The following is a 14,802-nucleotide window of genomic DNA, read 5'->3' as shown; positions in this document are numbered from 1 at the left end:
GAGCACCCTCCGCGTACGGGTCGCTCAGGCGCTCTTGGCCCGGGAGGCCGTCTTCTTCGCGACCGCCTTCTTGGCCGGGGCCTTCTTCGCGGCGGCCGCCTTCGAGGCGGCGGTCTTCGAGGCCGTGGACTTGGCCGCGGTGGACTTCGCCGCGGTCGCCTTCGAAGCCGTCGCCTTGGAAGCCGGCTTGGCAGTCGCCTTGGAGGCAGCCTTCTTCGGGGCGATCATCTTCGTGGCGACGGTCTTCGTCGGCTTCGCCGCCTTCGAGACCGCCTTCGAAGCCGTCTTGGAAGCCGCCTTCCCGGCCGTCTTCCCCGCCGTCTTCGAGCCGGCCTCGCGCGCCACGGGCCCCGCGTCGCTGACGCGCTCCCCCAGCAGCTCCCGGAGGAACTTTCCGGTGTGGCTGTCCGGGACCGCCGCGACCTCCTCGGGCGTGCCCTCGGCGACGACCAGGCCACCGCCGCTGCCACCCTCGGGACCCATGTCGACGACCCAGTCGGCGGTCTTGATCACGTCGAGGTTGTGCTCGATGACGATGACGGTGTTGCCCTTGTCGACCAGGCCGGACAGCACGGAGATCAGCTTGCTGATGTCCTCGAAGTGCAGACCCGTGGTGGGCTCGTCCAGCACATAGACCGTACGGCCCGTCGAGCGCTTCTGGAGCTCGCTGGCGAGCTTCACACGCTGTGCCTCACCGCCCGAGAGCGTCGGCGCGGACTGGCCGAGGCGGACGTACCCGAGGCCGACCTCGTGCAGGGTGCGCAGGTGGCGGGCGATGGTGGGCACGGCCTCGAAGAAGCCGAGCGCCTCCTCGATGGGCATGTCCAGCACCTCGGCGATGGACTTGCCCTTGTAGTGCACCTCCAGGGTTTCCCGGTTGTAGCGGGCACCGTGGCAGACCTCGCACGGGACGTACACGTCCGGCAGGAAGTTCATCTCGATCTTGATGGTGCCGTCGCCGGAGCAGTTCTCGCAGCGGCCGCCCTTGACGTTGAAGGAGAAGCGGCCGGGCAGATAGCCGCGGACCTTCGCCTCCATGGTCTCCGCGAAGAGCTTGCGGACGTGGTCGAAGACCCCGGTGTACGTCGCGGGGTTGGAGCGCGGCGTACGGCCGATGGGCGACTGGTCGACGTGGACGACCTTGTCGACCAGGTCGTCGCCGTCGACCCGGGTGTGGCGGCCGGGGACGGTCCGGGCGCCGTTCAGCTCGCGGGCCAGGTGGGTGTAGAGGATGTCGTTGACCAGCGTCGACTTGCCGGAGCCCGAGACGCCCGTGACGGCCGTGAGCACACCGAGCGGGAAGGAGACGTCGATGTCCCGGAGGTTGTTCTCCCGGGCGCCGCGGACCGTGATCCGGCGGCTGCCGTTGACCGGGCGGCGGAGGTCCGGAGTGGCGATGGCCTTCCTGCCGGAGAGGTAGTGCCCGGTCATCGACTCCTCGTTGCCCAGCAGCTCCGCGAGGGGACCGCTGTGCACCACCTTGCCGCCGTGCTCGCCCGCGCCGGGGCCGATGTCCACGACCCAGTCGGCGACCTTGATGGTGTCCTCGTCGTGCTCGACGACGATCAGGGTGTTGCCCATGTCCCGCAGGCGGACGAGGGTCTCGATGAGGCGGTGGTTGTCGCGCTGGTGGAGGCCGATGGACGGCTCGTCCAGGACGTAGAGCACACCGACGAGGCCGGAGCCGATCTGGGTGGCGAGCCGGATGCGCTGGGCCTCGCCGCCGGAGAGGGTGCCGGCCGCGCGGTTGAGCGAGAGGTAGTCCAGGCCGACGTCGACCAGGAACTTCAGGCGTTCGTTGACCTCCTTGAGGACCCGCTCGGCGATCTTCTTCTCACGGCCGGTGAGCTTCATGTCCCGCAGGAAGTCGGCGCATTCGCTGATCGACATCGCGGCGACCTCGGCGATGGACCGGCCCTGCACGGTGACCGCGAGGACGATCGGCTTCAGCCGGGTGCCCTCACAGGTGGGGCAGGGCACCTCGCGCATATAGCCCTCGAAGCGCTCCCGGCTGGAGTCGCTCTCCGCCTCGGAGTGGCGCCGCTTGACGAACGGCACCGCGCCCTCGAAGGCCGTGGTGTACGCGCGCTCCCGGCCGTAGCGGTTGCGGTAGCGGACCTCGATCTGGGTCTTGTGGCCGCCCAGCAGGGCCTTGCGGGCGCGCTGCGGCAGGCCGGCCCAGGGGATGTCCGTACGGAAACCGAGCTCCTCGGCGAGGGCGCCCACCAGGCGGCTGAAGTAGTCCTTGGTGTGGCCGTGCGACCAGGGGCTGATCGCGCCCTCGTCCAGGGACTTCTCCTCGTCCGGGACGATGAGCTCCGGGTCGACCTCCATGCGGGTGCCGATGCCGGTGCAGTCCGGGCAGGCGCCGAAGGGGGAGTTGAAGGAGAAGGAGCGCGGCTCCAGCTCCTCGAAGGAGAGGTCGTCGTACGGGCAGTAGAGGTGCTCGGAGAACATCCGCTCACGCTCGGGGTCGTCCTCCGGGAGGTCGACGAAGTCGAGGATCACCATGCCGCCGGAGAGGCCCAGGGCGGTCTCGACCGAGTCGGTCAGCCGGCGCTTGGCGCTGTCCTTGACGGTGAGGCGGTCGATGACCACCTCGATGGTGTGCTTCTCCTGCTTCTTGAGCTTGGGCGGGTCGGTGAGCTGCACCGTCTCGCCGTCGACCCGGGCCCTGCTGTAGCCCTTGGTCTGGAGGTCGGAGAAGAGGTCGACGAACTCGCCCTTGCGCTCGCGCACCAGCGGCGAGAGCACCTGGAAACGGCTGCCCTCCGGCAGCTCCAGCACCCTGTCCACGATCGCCTGGGGCGACTGCCGGGAGATGGGCCGCGCGCACTCGGGGCAGTGCGGCTTGCCGATCCGGGCGAAGAGCAGGCGGAGGTAGTCGTAGACCTCGGTGATGGTGCCGACCGTGGAACGGGGGTTGCGCGAGGTCGACTTCTGGTCGATGGAGACGGCCGGGGACAGGCCCTCGATGAAGTCCACATCGGGCTTGTCCATCTGGCCCAGGAACTGCCGTGCGTAGGAGGAGAGCGACTCGACGTAGCGACGCTGCCCCTCGGCGAAGATCGTGTCGAACGCGAGGGACGACTTGCCCGAGCCGGAGAGCCCCGTGAAGACGATGAGCGAGTCGCGGGGGAGGTCGAGCGAGACGTTCTTGAGGTTGTGCTCGCGAGCGCCACGGACGATGAGACGGTCAGCCACGCCGGTCGGCACCTTTCTTGAGAGCGATGGGGGTGCGCCGCACCCCTCATCCAGGGTAGGGGGGCGCCGCACGGATGTCGGATCCGATGCCACACACGAGCCTATAGCACGCACATTCGAATTACGGTCGGAGACGACATGCTTCACCCGGAAGAGTGGCGCCGCTAGGGTCGGCCGCATGACTGATCATGTGCACGACCTGGCCGCTGTACGTGAGGCGACCGACCGGCTCCTCTCCGCGGTCGGAAAACTGGACAACGCCGCCGTCGCCGAGGCGTCACGCCTGCCGGGCTGGACCCGCGGCCATGTGCTCGCCCACCTCGCCCGCAACGCCGACGCCCTGGTCAACGTCCTCGCCGGACGGCCCATGTACGCCGGCGCCGAGGTCCGGGACGCGGACATCGCCCGCGGCGCCGACCGGCCCCTGGAGGTCCACCTCGCGGACCTGCGCGACAGCGCGGCCCGCTTCACGGACGCGGCGGAGGCCCCAGGCGACCCGTCGCGGACCGTCGAGCTGCGCAACGGCGTGACCGACACCGCCGCCCGCGTCCCCTTCCGCCGCCTGATCGAGGTCGGGCTGCACCACGTCGACCTCGGCATCGGCTACGAGCTGACGGACCTGCCCGCGGAGTTCACCGCCCGGGCGATCGGCTATCTCGCGGCCCGCTACTCCGGCCACCGGGACGTCCCCGCCGTCACCCTTACCGCGGAAGGCGGCGGACAGTGGCGCACCGGGGGCACCGACGGCACCCCCGTCAGCGTGACCGGCACCGCGCCCGCGCTGCTCGGCTGGCTCTCCGGCCGTGGCGCGAAGGGAGCGGACCTCACCACCGGAGCCCCGCTCCCGGCCCTTCCCCCGCTATAGGCTGAGGTCATGACCTACAGCGGAGCGGTGAAGGTCGGCGGACCGGCCGACGTGCACGAGCTGACCGACCTGATGATCTCGAAGGTCGCGGTCGGCCCCATGGACAACAACGCCTATCTGCTGCGCTGCCGCGCGACGGACGAGCAGTTGCTGATCGACGCCGCCGCGGAGCCGCACACCCTGCTGAGCCTGATCGGGGACAGCGGCATCGCCTCGGTCGTCACGACGCACCGGCACGGCGACCACTGGGGCGCCCTGCGCGAGGTGGTCGACGCCACCGGCGCCACCACGTACGCGGGCCGCGAGGACGTCGACGGCATCCCCGTGCCGACCGACGTGCCGGTGGCCGACGGCGACGTCATCCGCGTCGGCCGCGTGGAGCTGACCGCACGCCATCTGGTGGGGCACACACCGGGCAGCATCGCGCTGGTCTACGACGACCCGCACGGTCACGCGCACGTCTTCACCGGCGACTGCCTCTTCCCCGGCGGCGTCGGGAACACGCACAGCGATCCGGAGGCTTTCGCCAGTCTGCTGAACGATGTGGAGACCAAGCTCTTCGGGCGGCTCCCGGACGAGACCTGGGTCTACCCCGGCCACGGCGCGGACACCACGCTGGGCGCCGAGCGCCCGCACCTCGCGGAGTGGCGCGAGCGCGGCTGGTGAGCCGGAGCCCGGTCGGCCGACCGGGCCCTGATCCCCGCGCGGACCCGGACCGGATCTCCGTACGCGGGGCCCGGACCGGGTCCGGACATGCTGTGAGGCCGTCCCACTCGATCCTCTGGGTGTGGCGGCCTCATCAACAAAGCTACTCCTCCCCCACGGCATCCGCCAGCCTTGCGGGCGCCCTTTTTCGCACTATTTGCACCTGACGCCCCGACCCCACGCGAGCGCCTGCGGGAACCGCCCGGACAAGGCGGCGCGCATCCCTCGCGACGGGCCTCCGAGGGCCTCCTCACGCGCCCCCGGGCGCACCCCCGCACGCCCCGTTTCCTTCCCTGCCCACCGGATGTTGGACGGTACATGGAACCCGCCCCCTCCCCGCCCGGACCCACTCCCGCCGAGGGCCCGCCCGCGGGCCCGCCGCCGAAGCCCCCGGCCATGCTCCGCCTGGCGGCCGCGTCCCTGACGGGCACGGCCATCGAGTTCTACGACTTCTTCGCCTACGGGACCGCCGCCGCGCTCGTCCTCGGCCCGCTCTACTTCCCGACCGTCTCCCCGCTCGTCGGCTCGCTCGCGGCCTTCGGGACCTTCGGGATCGGCTTCCTGGCCCGGCCGATCGGCTCGGTGCTCTTCGGGCACCTCGGCGACCGCCGCGGCCGGCGGCCCGTCCTCGTCCTGTCGCTGCTGCTGACCGGCGTCGCGACCGTCGCCGTCGGCCTGGTGCCCACCTACGACCGCATCGGCATCGCCGCCCCGTGCCTGCTGCTGCTCCTGCGCTTCGCCCAGGGCCTGGGGCTCGGCGGCGAGTGGGGCGGCGCGGTGCTGCTGACCGCGGAGCACGCGCCCGCCCGGCGCCGCGCCCTGTGGTCCAGCTTTCCCCAGCTGGGCCCGCCCCTGGGCTTCCTGCTCGCCAACGGCCTCACGCTGGCCCTTTCGGCCACGCTCACCGACGCGCAGTTCCTCTCCTGGGGCTGGCGGGTGCCGTTCTGGTTCGCGGGCGTGCTCGCCGTGGGCGGGCTGCTGCTGCGCGGCGGGCTCGCCGAGACCCCGCAGTTCGAGGAGCTGGCCGCCCGGGGCGACCGGGCGACCCTGCCGTTCGCCGAGCTCCTGCGCGACCACTGGCGGCTGGTCCTGCTCACCGCCGGCGGGCTCTCCGTCGCCTACGCCGTCTACTACACGATCACGACGTGGTCCCTGGCCTACGCGACCGAGCGGCTCGGCGTCGACCGTACGGTGATGCTCGGCTGCATCATGGCGGCGATCGCCGTCTCGGGCGTGATCACGCCGTACTTCGCGCTCCTGGCCGACCGCTGGGGACGGCGCTCGATGTGCCTGGCCGGCTGCGCGGGGATGGCCCTCTGGGCGGTGCCGATGGTGGCCCTGCTGCACACGGGCCGACCGGAGTGGATCGTGCCGGGCTTCGTGGTCGGCGCCGTGTGCTTCACGGCCGTGGTGGCCGTCATCGCGGCCTATCTGCCCGAGCTGTACGAGCCCCGGGTGCGCTGCACCGGCGCGACCTTCGGCTACAACCTGGCAGGGGTGCTGGGCGGTGCGCTCACCCCGCTGGTGGCGACCGCCGCGGCCCGGGGCGAGGGCACCCCCTGGGCGCTGGCCGGCTATCTGGCGGCCTTCGCCCTGGTGAGCCTGGGGTGCTTCGCGCTGCTGCCCGAGACCCGCCCGGCGGCCGCCGCGGCGGGTCCGGTCACGGAGGGCGCGCCCGCCTGACCTGACCCGCCGGGGCCGCCGGGGCCCGGGCTCAGACCCGGGCGCCGTCGGTCTCGGCGCCGTCGGCCTCGAGGGCGCGGGCGGCGGCCTCGGCGGCCTCGGCCTCGGCCTGCTTCTTCGAGGCCCGCAGGCTGGTGAGGGTGGTGACGACCAGCACGGCGCAGATGACGCCGAGCGAGACCGGGATGCTGATCTCCGGGACGCCCACGCCGTTCTCGTGCAGGGCGTGCAGCACCAGCTTGACGCCGATGAAGCCGAGGATCACCGAGAGGCCGTACGAGAGGTGGACCAGCTTCTTGAGCAGGCCGCCGATCAGGAAGTACAGCTGCCGCAGACCCATGAGGGCGAAGGCGTTGGCGGTGAAGACGATGTACGGGTCCTGGGTGAGGCCGAAGATCGCGGGGATCGAGTCCAGCGCGAAGAGGACGTCCGTGGTGCCGATCGCCAGCATGACGATCAGCATCGGCGTCATCAGGCGCTTGCCGTTCTCCACGATGAACAGCTTGGTGCCGTGGTAGCGGTCGGTGGAGGGGAAACGCTTCTCGACCAGCTTGAGGAAACGATTCTCCTCGAACTCCTCTTCCTCCTCGTCGGCCCGCGCCTCCTGGATGAGCTTCCAGGCGGTCCAGATGAGGAAGGCGCCGAAGATGTAGAAGACCCAGGAGAAGTTGGCGATGATCGCCGCACCGGCGCCGATGAAGATTGCCCGCAGGACGAGGGCGATCAGCACACCGACCATGAGCACGCGCTGCTGGTAGATCGACGGGACCGCGAACTTCGCCATGATCAGGACGAAGACGAAGAGGTTGTCGACGCTCAGCGACTTCTCGGTGATGAAGCCGGCGAAGAACTCCCCGGCCGGCTGACCGCCGCCGAAGACCAGCAGGCCCAGCCCGAAGAGCCCGGCCAGGGCCACCCAGACACCGGTCCAGATGCCGGCCTCCTTGAGGGAGACCTCATGGGGTTTGCGGCCGCCGATGAAGAAGTCGGCGGCGACGAGGGCGCACAGACCAAGAATGGTCAGCACCCACAGGGTCAGGGAGACATCCACGGTTCCTCCGGCACGTCATACGGCAGCTTCCAGCGTCGTCGCTGCCGGAGGCCCGCTGGGCGTGTGTACGCCACGGCCACCTCCGCACTCGAAAGGGTACAGGAAGGCCCAAGGAAAGGTAAAGGAATCACCAAAAGCGCAGGTGAGGTGCCTTTACCTTTCCTTGGGGAGTCACCCTCGGGCGGCCGTCAGATGCCGTACGCCCGGCGCGCCTGCCCCACCTGGTGGAGCACCTGTCGCAGCACCTCGCTCCCCGCCGGGGCCAGCGACGGCTCGTACGTCCACGCGTGGCCGACCCAGGGGTCGGCGAGGTGGTCGTCCGGCAGCGGGGTGATCCGCAGCAGGGCGCGCCAGAGCGGGTCCAGCACCGGACCATAGGCGCGGGCGTCCTCGCGGTCGGCGACCATCATCAGGTGCACGCCCACGGCGGGGCCCTCGTCCGCCAGGTAGCGCAGCTGGGTGACGGCCCGGTCGTCGAAGCCGTGCGGGAAGTCGTTGACGATGAGCAGCTGCTCGGCGGTGTCCAGGTCCGGCGGAAGGGAGTCGACGGCGCCGCTGCGGACGGCCATCTGCACCAGGTCCACCCGCCGCGTCAGCCGCTGGAGGGTCTCGGAGACGCCCTTGGCCCCCGCCGCCGGGGCGTCCCGGAGCGCCCCCGAGCCCAGCAGCGGCGCGAGCGCGGTGCCCGCCGCCCCGGCCGGGTCGATGACGTGCAGCGAGAAGTCGCCCACCGGATAGACGGCCAGCAGCCGGGCGGCCTGGGCGACGGCGGTCTCCATGGCGCGCCGGCGCAGCTCGGCGGAGTCCACGAGGCCCGCCTCGCGGGCGGACGCACGCCCGCTGTCGATCCACAGCCCGCGCTCCAGCGGGAGCCGCACCAGCATGGGGATCCGCAGGTCGGGGCGCTCCGGCAGGTGGAGGTCGCCTATCCGCAGCGCCATCGGCGTCTCCAGGGGCATCTGGAACCCCTGCCAGACGGGGCTGTCCCAGCGGGCGAAGGCCGGCGGGAGGGCGTGCTCGACGACCTCGGACTCGGCGACGAGCTGGGCCAGGTCTCGGTCGAGGACGGCGCGGGCCTGGTCGACGAGGTCCGCGCGCTTGGCGCGGGCCTCCTCCCGGGCGGCGTCGGCGGCGGGGCCCACCCGGGTGCGCGGGTCGGAGAGCGCCTTGTCCAGCTCCCGCTCCAGGCGCGACTCGGCGAAGTCGACGGCGCTGCGGTAGGCGGCGGTGGACCGGGCGAGGTCCTCGAACATGCCCCACACCTGGTTGTAGAGCCGCTCGTTCATCGTCCAGCCCGTGGCGTCGCCCGCGACGGGCGGCGCGGGGCGGCCGGGCTCGGCGGGCGGCGCGGCGGGGGCCGGGGCGGGCGGCGCCGTCGTCTCCCGGCCGGGGTGCCGGTAGCTGACCGGACCTCCGCCGCCCGGGGCGGGCGGTACGGGGGCGGCGGTGCTCCCCGTGTCACCGGAGCCGGTACGGGCGGGGGTCGCGTCGCCGGAGCCGGCGGTGCGGGAGCTTCCGGGGCCGTCGGGGCGGGCGGGGCTGTCGGGGCGGGCGGGGCTGTCGACGAAGCCGTCGGCGCGCGAGGAACCCTCAGGACCCGAGGAGCCCGCGGAACGCGAGGAGCCGTCGGGGCCCGCGTCACCGGAGTCGCCGGCCCGTGCCGTACGGCGCGCCCTGGTGTCTCCCCCGGCCGTGGGAGCGGGGGGCGCGGCGACGGAGCGGGCCATGCCCCGGGTCACGGCGTCGTTGATGGCCGCGGCCGTCTCGGCGGCGGCGTCGAGGCCCTGGTCGAGCAGCATCGCGGTGAGACCGCCCGCGTAGCCCTGGCCGACGGCGCGCACCTTCCAGGCGCCCTGCCTGCGGTAGAGCTCCAGGGCGACGACGGCCGACTCGGTGTCCAGGTCGGTGAGGGTGTAGCTGGCGACCTCGGCGCCGTCGAGGCCGGTGACGGCGACGAAGGGCGCGGCCATGGCGCCGAAGCGGGAGGGCCCGCCCACCCCTTCCGGCAGGGCGAGCAGCACATGGAGGCGGTGCGCGGAGTCGGGGAGGGCGTCCAGGTCGACGGCCAGCCGGTGCTCGGCGGCGGCCTGCCGGGACACCTCCAGGCCGGGCAGCCGGTGTGAGGCGGGGTGCGCGACCCACTCGGCGCCCGCGACCCTGCCGTCGGCGCCGCTGAGCGTGGCTCCGGCGACGACCGGGCCGCCCGCCGAGATCCGGATCTCCAGACGGGACTCCGACAGCGGGTGGTTCTGCCCCCGCACCAGCTCGGCCGTCATTCCTGCGCCCCCTTGTTGTGGTGTTTCCCGGCCGTGCGTGTCACGCATCGTGCCCGGTGGTGTGCTTGCCGACCGCCGTGGCCGGCGTGCCGGTCGGGCCCCGGGTGCCCGCGGGCCCGGTGGAGGGATCTCCACCGGGCCCGGTCGTCCGTTCCGTACGCACGGGCCGGCCGTGACGTACGTACCGCTTGCTCGTACGGCTCGCGGGCCGTACCGCCGTCGTGCCTTACAGGCTCGGCAGGATGGCCGGCATGAGGTCCTGGAAGGTCCGGCCGTTGGCCGGGGTGCCGATGGCGGTCATCGCCCAGCCGGCGCCGGAGCGGTGCACCTTCGCCATGATCTGCGCGGTGTACGCGCCGCCGCCGTCGAGGGTGTAGCGGGCCAGCTCCTCGCCGTTGGTCTCGTCGACGAGGCGGCAGAAGGCGTTCTGCACCTCGGCGAACGTCTGGCCGGTGAAGGAGTTCACCGTGAAGACGATCTGGTCGATGTGCACCGGGACGCGCTGGAGGTCGACGAGGATCGCCTCGTCGTCGCCGCCCTTGCCGGCGCCGCCGACGAGGTTGTCACCGGTGTGGCGCACGGAGCCGTCGTCGCTGACCAGGTGGCGGAAGAAGACCACGTCCACCGGCTGGTCACCGGCGAAGAGCACCGCCGAGGCGTCGAGGTCGATCTCCTTGGTGCGCGACCCGAACAGTCCGCGGCGGGGAGCCGACTGCCAGCCGAGCCCCATCCGCACCGCGGTCAGGGTGCCCCCGTCGGCCTTCTGGAGGCTGATGCCCTGACCCTTGGACAAGTTGACCGTCACGCGCAGTCCCTTTCTCGTTTACCGCTTCCCCGTGGGTCGCGCGTACGCGCGACCTCCTCGAACGACCCTATGCACTGCCGTGGACCGGTCAGGCACGCGGGCGGGGTTTGTGGCGGCATTGCAACATGCCGCCGGGGCGAGCGGCGGCTCGGGCGGCCGGGCCGGAGCGGGACGGGGCGACGGGCCGTCAGGCGAGACCGGCTTCCCTCATCTGCCGCAGCTCCTTCTTCAGCTCGCTCACCTCGTCCCGCAGCCGGGCGGCGACCTCGAACTGGAGCTCGGCCGCGGCGGCCCGCATACGGTCGGTCATGTCCTCGATGAGCTGGGCCAGTTCCGCGGCGGGGCGGTCCGTGGCCACCACGGCCTTCTTGCCCTTGCCCTTGGCGCCTGTCTTGCCGGCCTGGCCGCCGCCCGCCGCCGTGGGCACGGGCGCCTTCCCCTTGGACTTGTCCTCGCGGTAGCCCGTGCCCAGGAGCTCCTGGGTGTCGATCTCCTCGCGGGCCAGGGACGCGACGATGTCGCCGATCTTCTTCCGCAGCGGCTGCGGGTCGATGCCCCGCTCCTTGTTGTACGCGATCTGCTTCTCGCGGCGGCGGTTGGTCTCCTCGATGGCCTTCTCCATCGCCGGGGTGACCTTGTCGGCGTACATATGGACCTGACCGGAGACGTTGCGCGCCGCGCGGCCGATCGTCTGGATCAGGGACGTGCCCGAGCGGAGGAAGCCCTCCTTGTCGGCGTCCAGGATCGCGACCAGGGACACCTCGGGCAGGTCCAGGCCCTCACGGAGGAGGTTGATGCCGACCAGGACGTCGTACTCGCCGGCGCGCAGCTCGCGCAGCAGCTCGATGCGGCGCAGGGTGTCGACGTCGCTGTGCAGATAGCGCACCTGGATGCCGAGCTCCAGGAAGTAGTCCGTGAGGTCCTCGGCCATCTTCTTGGTGAGGGTGGTGACCAGGACGCGCTCGTCCTTCTCGGTGCGCGTGCGGATCTCGTGGACCAGGTCGTCGATCTGGCCCTCCGTCGGCTTGACGACGACCTCGGGGTCGACGAGGCCGGTGGGGCGGATGATCTGCTCCACGAAGCCGTCGCCGCGGGACAGCTCGTACTTCCCGGGGGTCGCCGAGAGGTAGACCGTCTGGCCGATGCGCTCGGTGAACTCCTCCCACTTCAGCGGCCGGTTGTCCATGGCCGACGGGAGCCGGAAGCCGTGCTCGACGAGCGTGCGCTTGCGGGAGGCGTCGCCCTCGTACATCGCGCCGATCTGGGGGACGGTGACGTGCGACTCGTCGATGACGAGGAGGAAGTCCTCCGGGAAGTAGTCGAGGAGGGTGTTGGGCGGGGAGCCGGGCTCGCGGTCGTCCATGTGCAGCGAGTAGTTCTCGATGCCGGAGCAGGAGCCGATCTGGCGCATCATCTCGATGTCGTAGGTGGTGCGCATGCGGAGCCGCTGGGCCTCCAGGAGCTTGCCCTGCTTCTCCATCCTCGCCAGGGTCCGCTCCAGCTCGGTCTCGATGCCGGCGATGGCCTTCTCCATGCGCTCGGCGCCCGCGATGTAGTGGCTGGCGGGGAAGACGTAGAGCTCCTGGTCGTCGGAGATGACCTCGCCGGTGAGGGGGTGCAGGGTGGAGAGCGCCTCGATCTCGTCACCGAACATCTCGATCCGGACGGCGAGCTCCTCGTAGACCGGGAAGATCTCGATGGTGTCGCCGCGCACCCGGAAGGTGCCCCGGGTGAACGCCAGGTCGTTCCGGGTGTACTGGATCTCCACGAAGCGGCGCAGCAGCTGATCGCGGTCGATCTCCTGGCCGACCTTGAGCGGCACCATCCGGTCGACGTACTCCTGCGGGGTGCCGAGGCCGTAGATGCAGGACACCGAAGCGACCACCACGACATCACGCCGGGTGAGCAGGGAGTTCGTCGCGGAGTGGCGCAGCCGCTCGACCTCCTCGTTGATCGAGGAATCCTTCTCGATGTACGTGTCCGACTGGGGGACGTACGCCTCGGGCTGATAGTAGTCGTAATACGACACAAAGTATTCGACTGCGTTGTTCGGCAGGAGCTCACGGAACTCATTGGCGAGCTGTGCCGCGAGGGTCTTGTTGGGCGCCATCACGAGCGTCGGCCGCTGGAGCTTCTCGATCATCCACGCGGTGGTCGCGGACTTGCCGGTGCCGGTCGCACCGAGCAGGACGACGTCCTTCTCACCTGCGCGGATGCGTCGTTCCAGCTCGGCGATGGCGGTGGGCTGATCACCGCTGGGCTGGAAGGGGCTGACGACCTCGAAAGGTGCCACCTTGCGTTCGATCTTCGATACGGGCCGCATGGAACCACCGTACGGCTCCCCACTGACAACGGCCGGGCGCCGGGCGTTCCCCGGCTGTTTCCCGGACGAACGTGCGGCGAAGATCGGGCAAAAGGTCTTCCGGCGGGGGTGCTCCGGGCCCCGCCGTCGCGTACTTGTCTGGTGTACGCCCCATCCCGTACACAAAGGACCGGGACGCGACCGCGCGCCCCGGCCCCGCCGTGTCCAGACGCCGCGAGGAGCCCGTATGCGCATCCGCCCCGTCTCCGCCGTGACCTGCGCGTTGCTCGGTATGACCACGCTCTTCCTCGCCACCCCCGCGAAGGCCGCCGCCCCGGCCGCCGCACGGACCCGGGTGCCCGTGGCCATCGGCCACCGGGGCGTCCCGGTCCAGGCCCCGGAGAACACCCTGGCCGCGGTCGACCGGGCCGCCCGCCTCGGCATCCGCTGGGTGGAGAACGACGTCCAGCGCACCAAGGACGGCGCCCTGATCGTCATGCACGACACCACGCTGAACCGGACGACCGACGTTGAGAAGCGCTTCCCCGGCCGGGCGCCCTGGCGGATCTCTGACTTCACCCTCGCGGAGATCGAGAAGCTCGACGCGGGCAGCTGGTACGACCGCAGATTCGCCGGAGAGCGCGTCCCGACGCTCAAGCGCTACCTCCAGCGCGTCGACCGGCACCGCCAGCGGCTGCTGCTGGAGGTCAAGGCGCCGGAGCTCTACCCCGGCATCGAGCGGCAGCTGGTCACCGAGCTGCGCCGGGCCGGCTGGCTCGACCGGGGGCACGTCAGGAACGACCTGGTCGTCCAGAGCTTCAGCGCGGCGTCCCTGAAGACCTTCCACGGCCTGCGCAAGGACGTGAAGACGGGCTTCCTGGGCGCGCCCAAGGTCTCGGAGCTCGGCGCGTACGCGAAGTTCGCCGACCAGATCAACCCGAACCACCGGAGCGTCACGGCCGCGTGGGTCCGGGCCGTGCACGCGGTGAAGGGACCGCACGGCAGGAAGCTGGAGGTCTCGGCCTGGACCGTCGACGACGGCGACCGGGCCGTCGACCTGGCCCGGATGGGCGTCGACTACATCATCAGCAACGCCCCGCACGTGGTGGAGGAGGCGCTCGCCGAGGAGGACGACGACTACGGGCCGGCCTTCTCGCCGCTCTCGTTCCTCTACGACCTGTGACGCCCGGGGCGACGGCCGTCCCCGGCGTAGGCTGACAGAGTGACGGACACGCATCAAAACCCTCCGGCGGGGCCCCTGGTGTGGGCGTGGACGACGGTCGACGCCCCCATCGGCCCCGTCGGTCTCGCGGCGACGCCCACCGGACTGCTCGAGGTCGCCTTCGCCGCCGACGGCCCGACCTCACAGCGGGCCGTGGCCCGCCTCACCCGCCGCCTGGGCACCGGCCCCGGAGCCGCCCCCTCCGCCGCCCACGAGGTCCTCGCCGAGACCACGAAGGAGCTCGCGGCCTACTTCACCGGCCGCCGCGAGACCTTCTCCGTCCCCCTGGACTGGTCCCTGACCTCGGGCTTCAACCGCCGCGTACTGCGCGAGCTCGCCGACCACGTCCCCTACGGCACCGTGGTCAGCTACCAGGACCTGGCCGACCGCGTCGGCGAACCCGGCGCGGCCCGCGCCGTCGGCACCGCCATGGGCGGCAACCCCCTGCCGATCGTGGTGCCCTGCCACCGCGTCGTCGAGAGCGGCGGCGGCCTGGGCGGCTTCGGCGGCGGCCTGGAGGTCAAGCGGGCCCTGCTGACCCTCGAAGGCGTCCTTCCCCAGCCCCTGTTCTGAACGGTTCCGGGCCGTTCCGATCCGGTCTGTCGATAAGATCACCCCCATGCTCGCGGGCCCGCACCGCGACCTCAGCGGGGTGCCTGAACCGCTCGGGTGCCCCATGCGCAATGCCC

The 14,802-nt window shown here is 71.6% G+C and carries 10 protein-coding genes; 5 read left to right on the top strand and 5 right to left on the bottom strand.

The features are described 5' to 3' along the window. Window positions 1-24: 24 nt before the first annotated feature. Window positions 25-3,204, bottom strand: a complete 3,180-nt coding sequence (gene uvrA, locus LUZ64_RS04230) for an excinuclease ABC subunit UvrA (RefSeq protein WP_095578809.1) — start codon at window positions 3,202-3,204, stop codon at window positions 25-27. A 178-nt stretch (window positions 3,205-3,382) separates the two neighbouring features. On the opposite strand from uvrA, the gene LUZ64_RS04225 reads away from it, so the two are divergent. The 3 genes from LUZ64_RS04225 to LUZ64_RS04215 all read left to right on the top strand — a co-directional run bounded on the left by LUZ64_RS04225 (window position 3,383) and on the right by LUZ64_RS04215 (window position 6,457). Beyond that, entirely contained in the window at window positions 3,383-4,069 is a 687-nt protein-coding gene (locus LUZ64_RS04225) for a maleylpyruvate isomerase family mycothiol-dependent enzyme (protein WP_095578807.1), read from the top strand. A gap of 9 nt (window positions 4,070-4,078) precedes the next feature. Then, entirely contained in the window at window positions 4,079-4,735 is a 657-nt protein-coding gene (locus tag LUZ64_RS04220) for an MBL fold metallo-hydrolase (protein ID WP_095578808.1), read from the top strand. Between the two features lie 435 nt (window positions 4,736-5,170). Then, window positions 5,171-6,457 (top strand): MFS transporter, encoded by a 1,287-nt coding sequence (locus tag LUZ64_RS04215; RefSeq protein WP_095582325.1) that lies wholly within the window; start codon window positions 5,171-5,173, stop codon window positions 6,455-6,457. A 31-nt stretch (window positions 6,458-6,488) separates the two neighbouring features. Here LUZ64_RS04215 and LUZ64_RS04210 read toward each other — a convergent pair whose 3' ends face one another. The 4 genes from LUZ64_RS04210 to uvrB all read right to left on the bottom strand — a co-directional run bounded on the left by LUZ64_RS04210 (window position 6,489) and on the right by uvrB (window position 12,912). Continuing rightward, window positions 6,489-7,508 (bottom strand): TerC family protein, encoded by a 1,020-nt coding sequence (locus tag LUZ64_RS04210; protein WP_095582326.1) that lies wholly within the window; start codon window positions 7,506-7,508, stop codon window positions 6,489-6,491. A 188-nt stretch (window positions 7,509-7,696) separates the two neighbouring features. After that, window positions 7,697-9,784 carry a TerD family protein gene (locus LUZ64_RS04205; RefSeq protein WP_232390001.1) on the bottom strand — a complete coding sequence of 696 codons (2,088 nt, stop codon included), beginning with the start codon at window positions 9,782-9,784 and terminating at the stop codon, window positions 7,697-7,699. A gap of 226 nt (window positions 9,785-10,010) precedes the next feature. Next, window positions 10,011-10,589: a TerD family protein gene (locus LUZ64_RS04200; protein WP_095584977.1), complete on the bottom strand. Its 579-nt coding sequence runs from the start codon at window positions 10,587-10,589 to the stop codon at window positions 10,011-10,013. A gap of 187 nt (window positions 10,590-10,776) precedes the next feature. After that, window positions 10,777-12,912 carry an excinuclease ABC subunit UvrB gene (uvrB, locus tag LUZ64_RS04195; RefSeq protein WP_095584978.1) on the bottom strand — a complete coding sequence of 712 codons (2,136 nt, stop codon included), beginning with the start codon at window positions 12,910-12,912 and terminating at the stop codon, window positions 10,777-10,779. A gap of 226 nt (window positions 12,913-13,138) precedes the next feature. Between uvrB and LUZ64_RS04190 the strand changes: the two genes are divergently transcribed. Next, a complete protein-coding gene (locus LUZ64_RS04190; protein WP_095584979.1) occupies window positions 13,139-14,074 on the top strand; it encodes a glycerophosphodiester phosphodiesterase in 936 nt (311 codons plus the stop codon). Window positions 14,075-14,113: 39 nt separating this feature from the next. Beyond that, complete coding sequence (locus LUZ64_RS04185; protein WP_095584980.1) at window positions 14,114-14,686, top strand: methylated-DNA--[protein]-cysteine S-methyltransferase; 573 nt, start codon at window positions 14,114-14,116, stop codon at window positions 14,684-14,686. Window positions 14,687-14,802: the final 116 nt, after the last annotated feature.

This window comes from Streptomyces albireticuli (genome assembly GCF_021228125.1).
GTDB lineage: Bacteria > Actinomycetota > Actinomycetes > Streptomycetales > Streptomycetaceae > Streptomyces > Streptomyces albireticuli.
The sequence above is the reverse complement of the archived record's forward strand: the minus strand, read 5'-3'. Positions and strand labels throughout refer to the sequence as shown.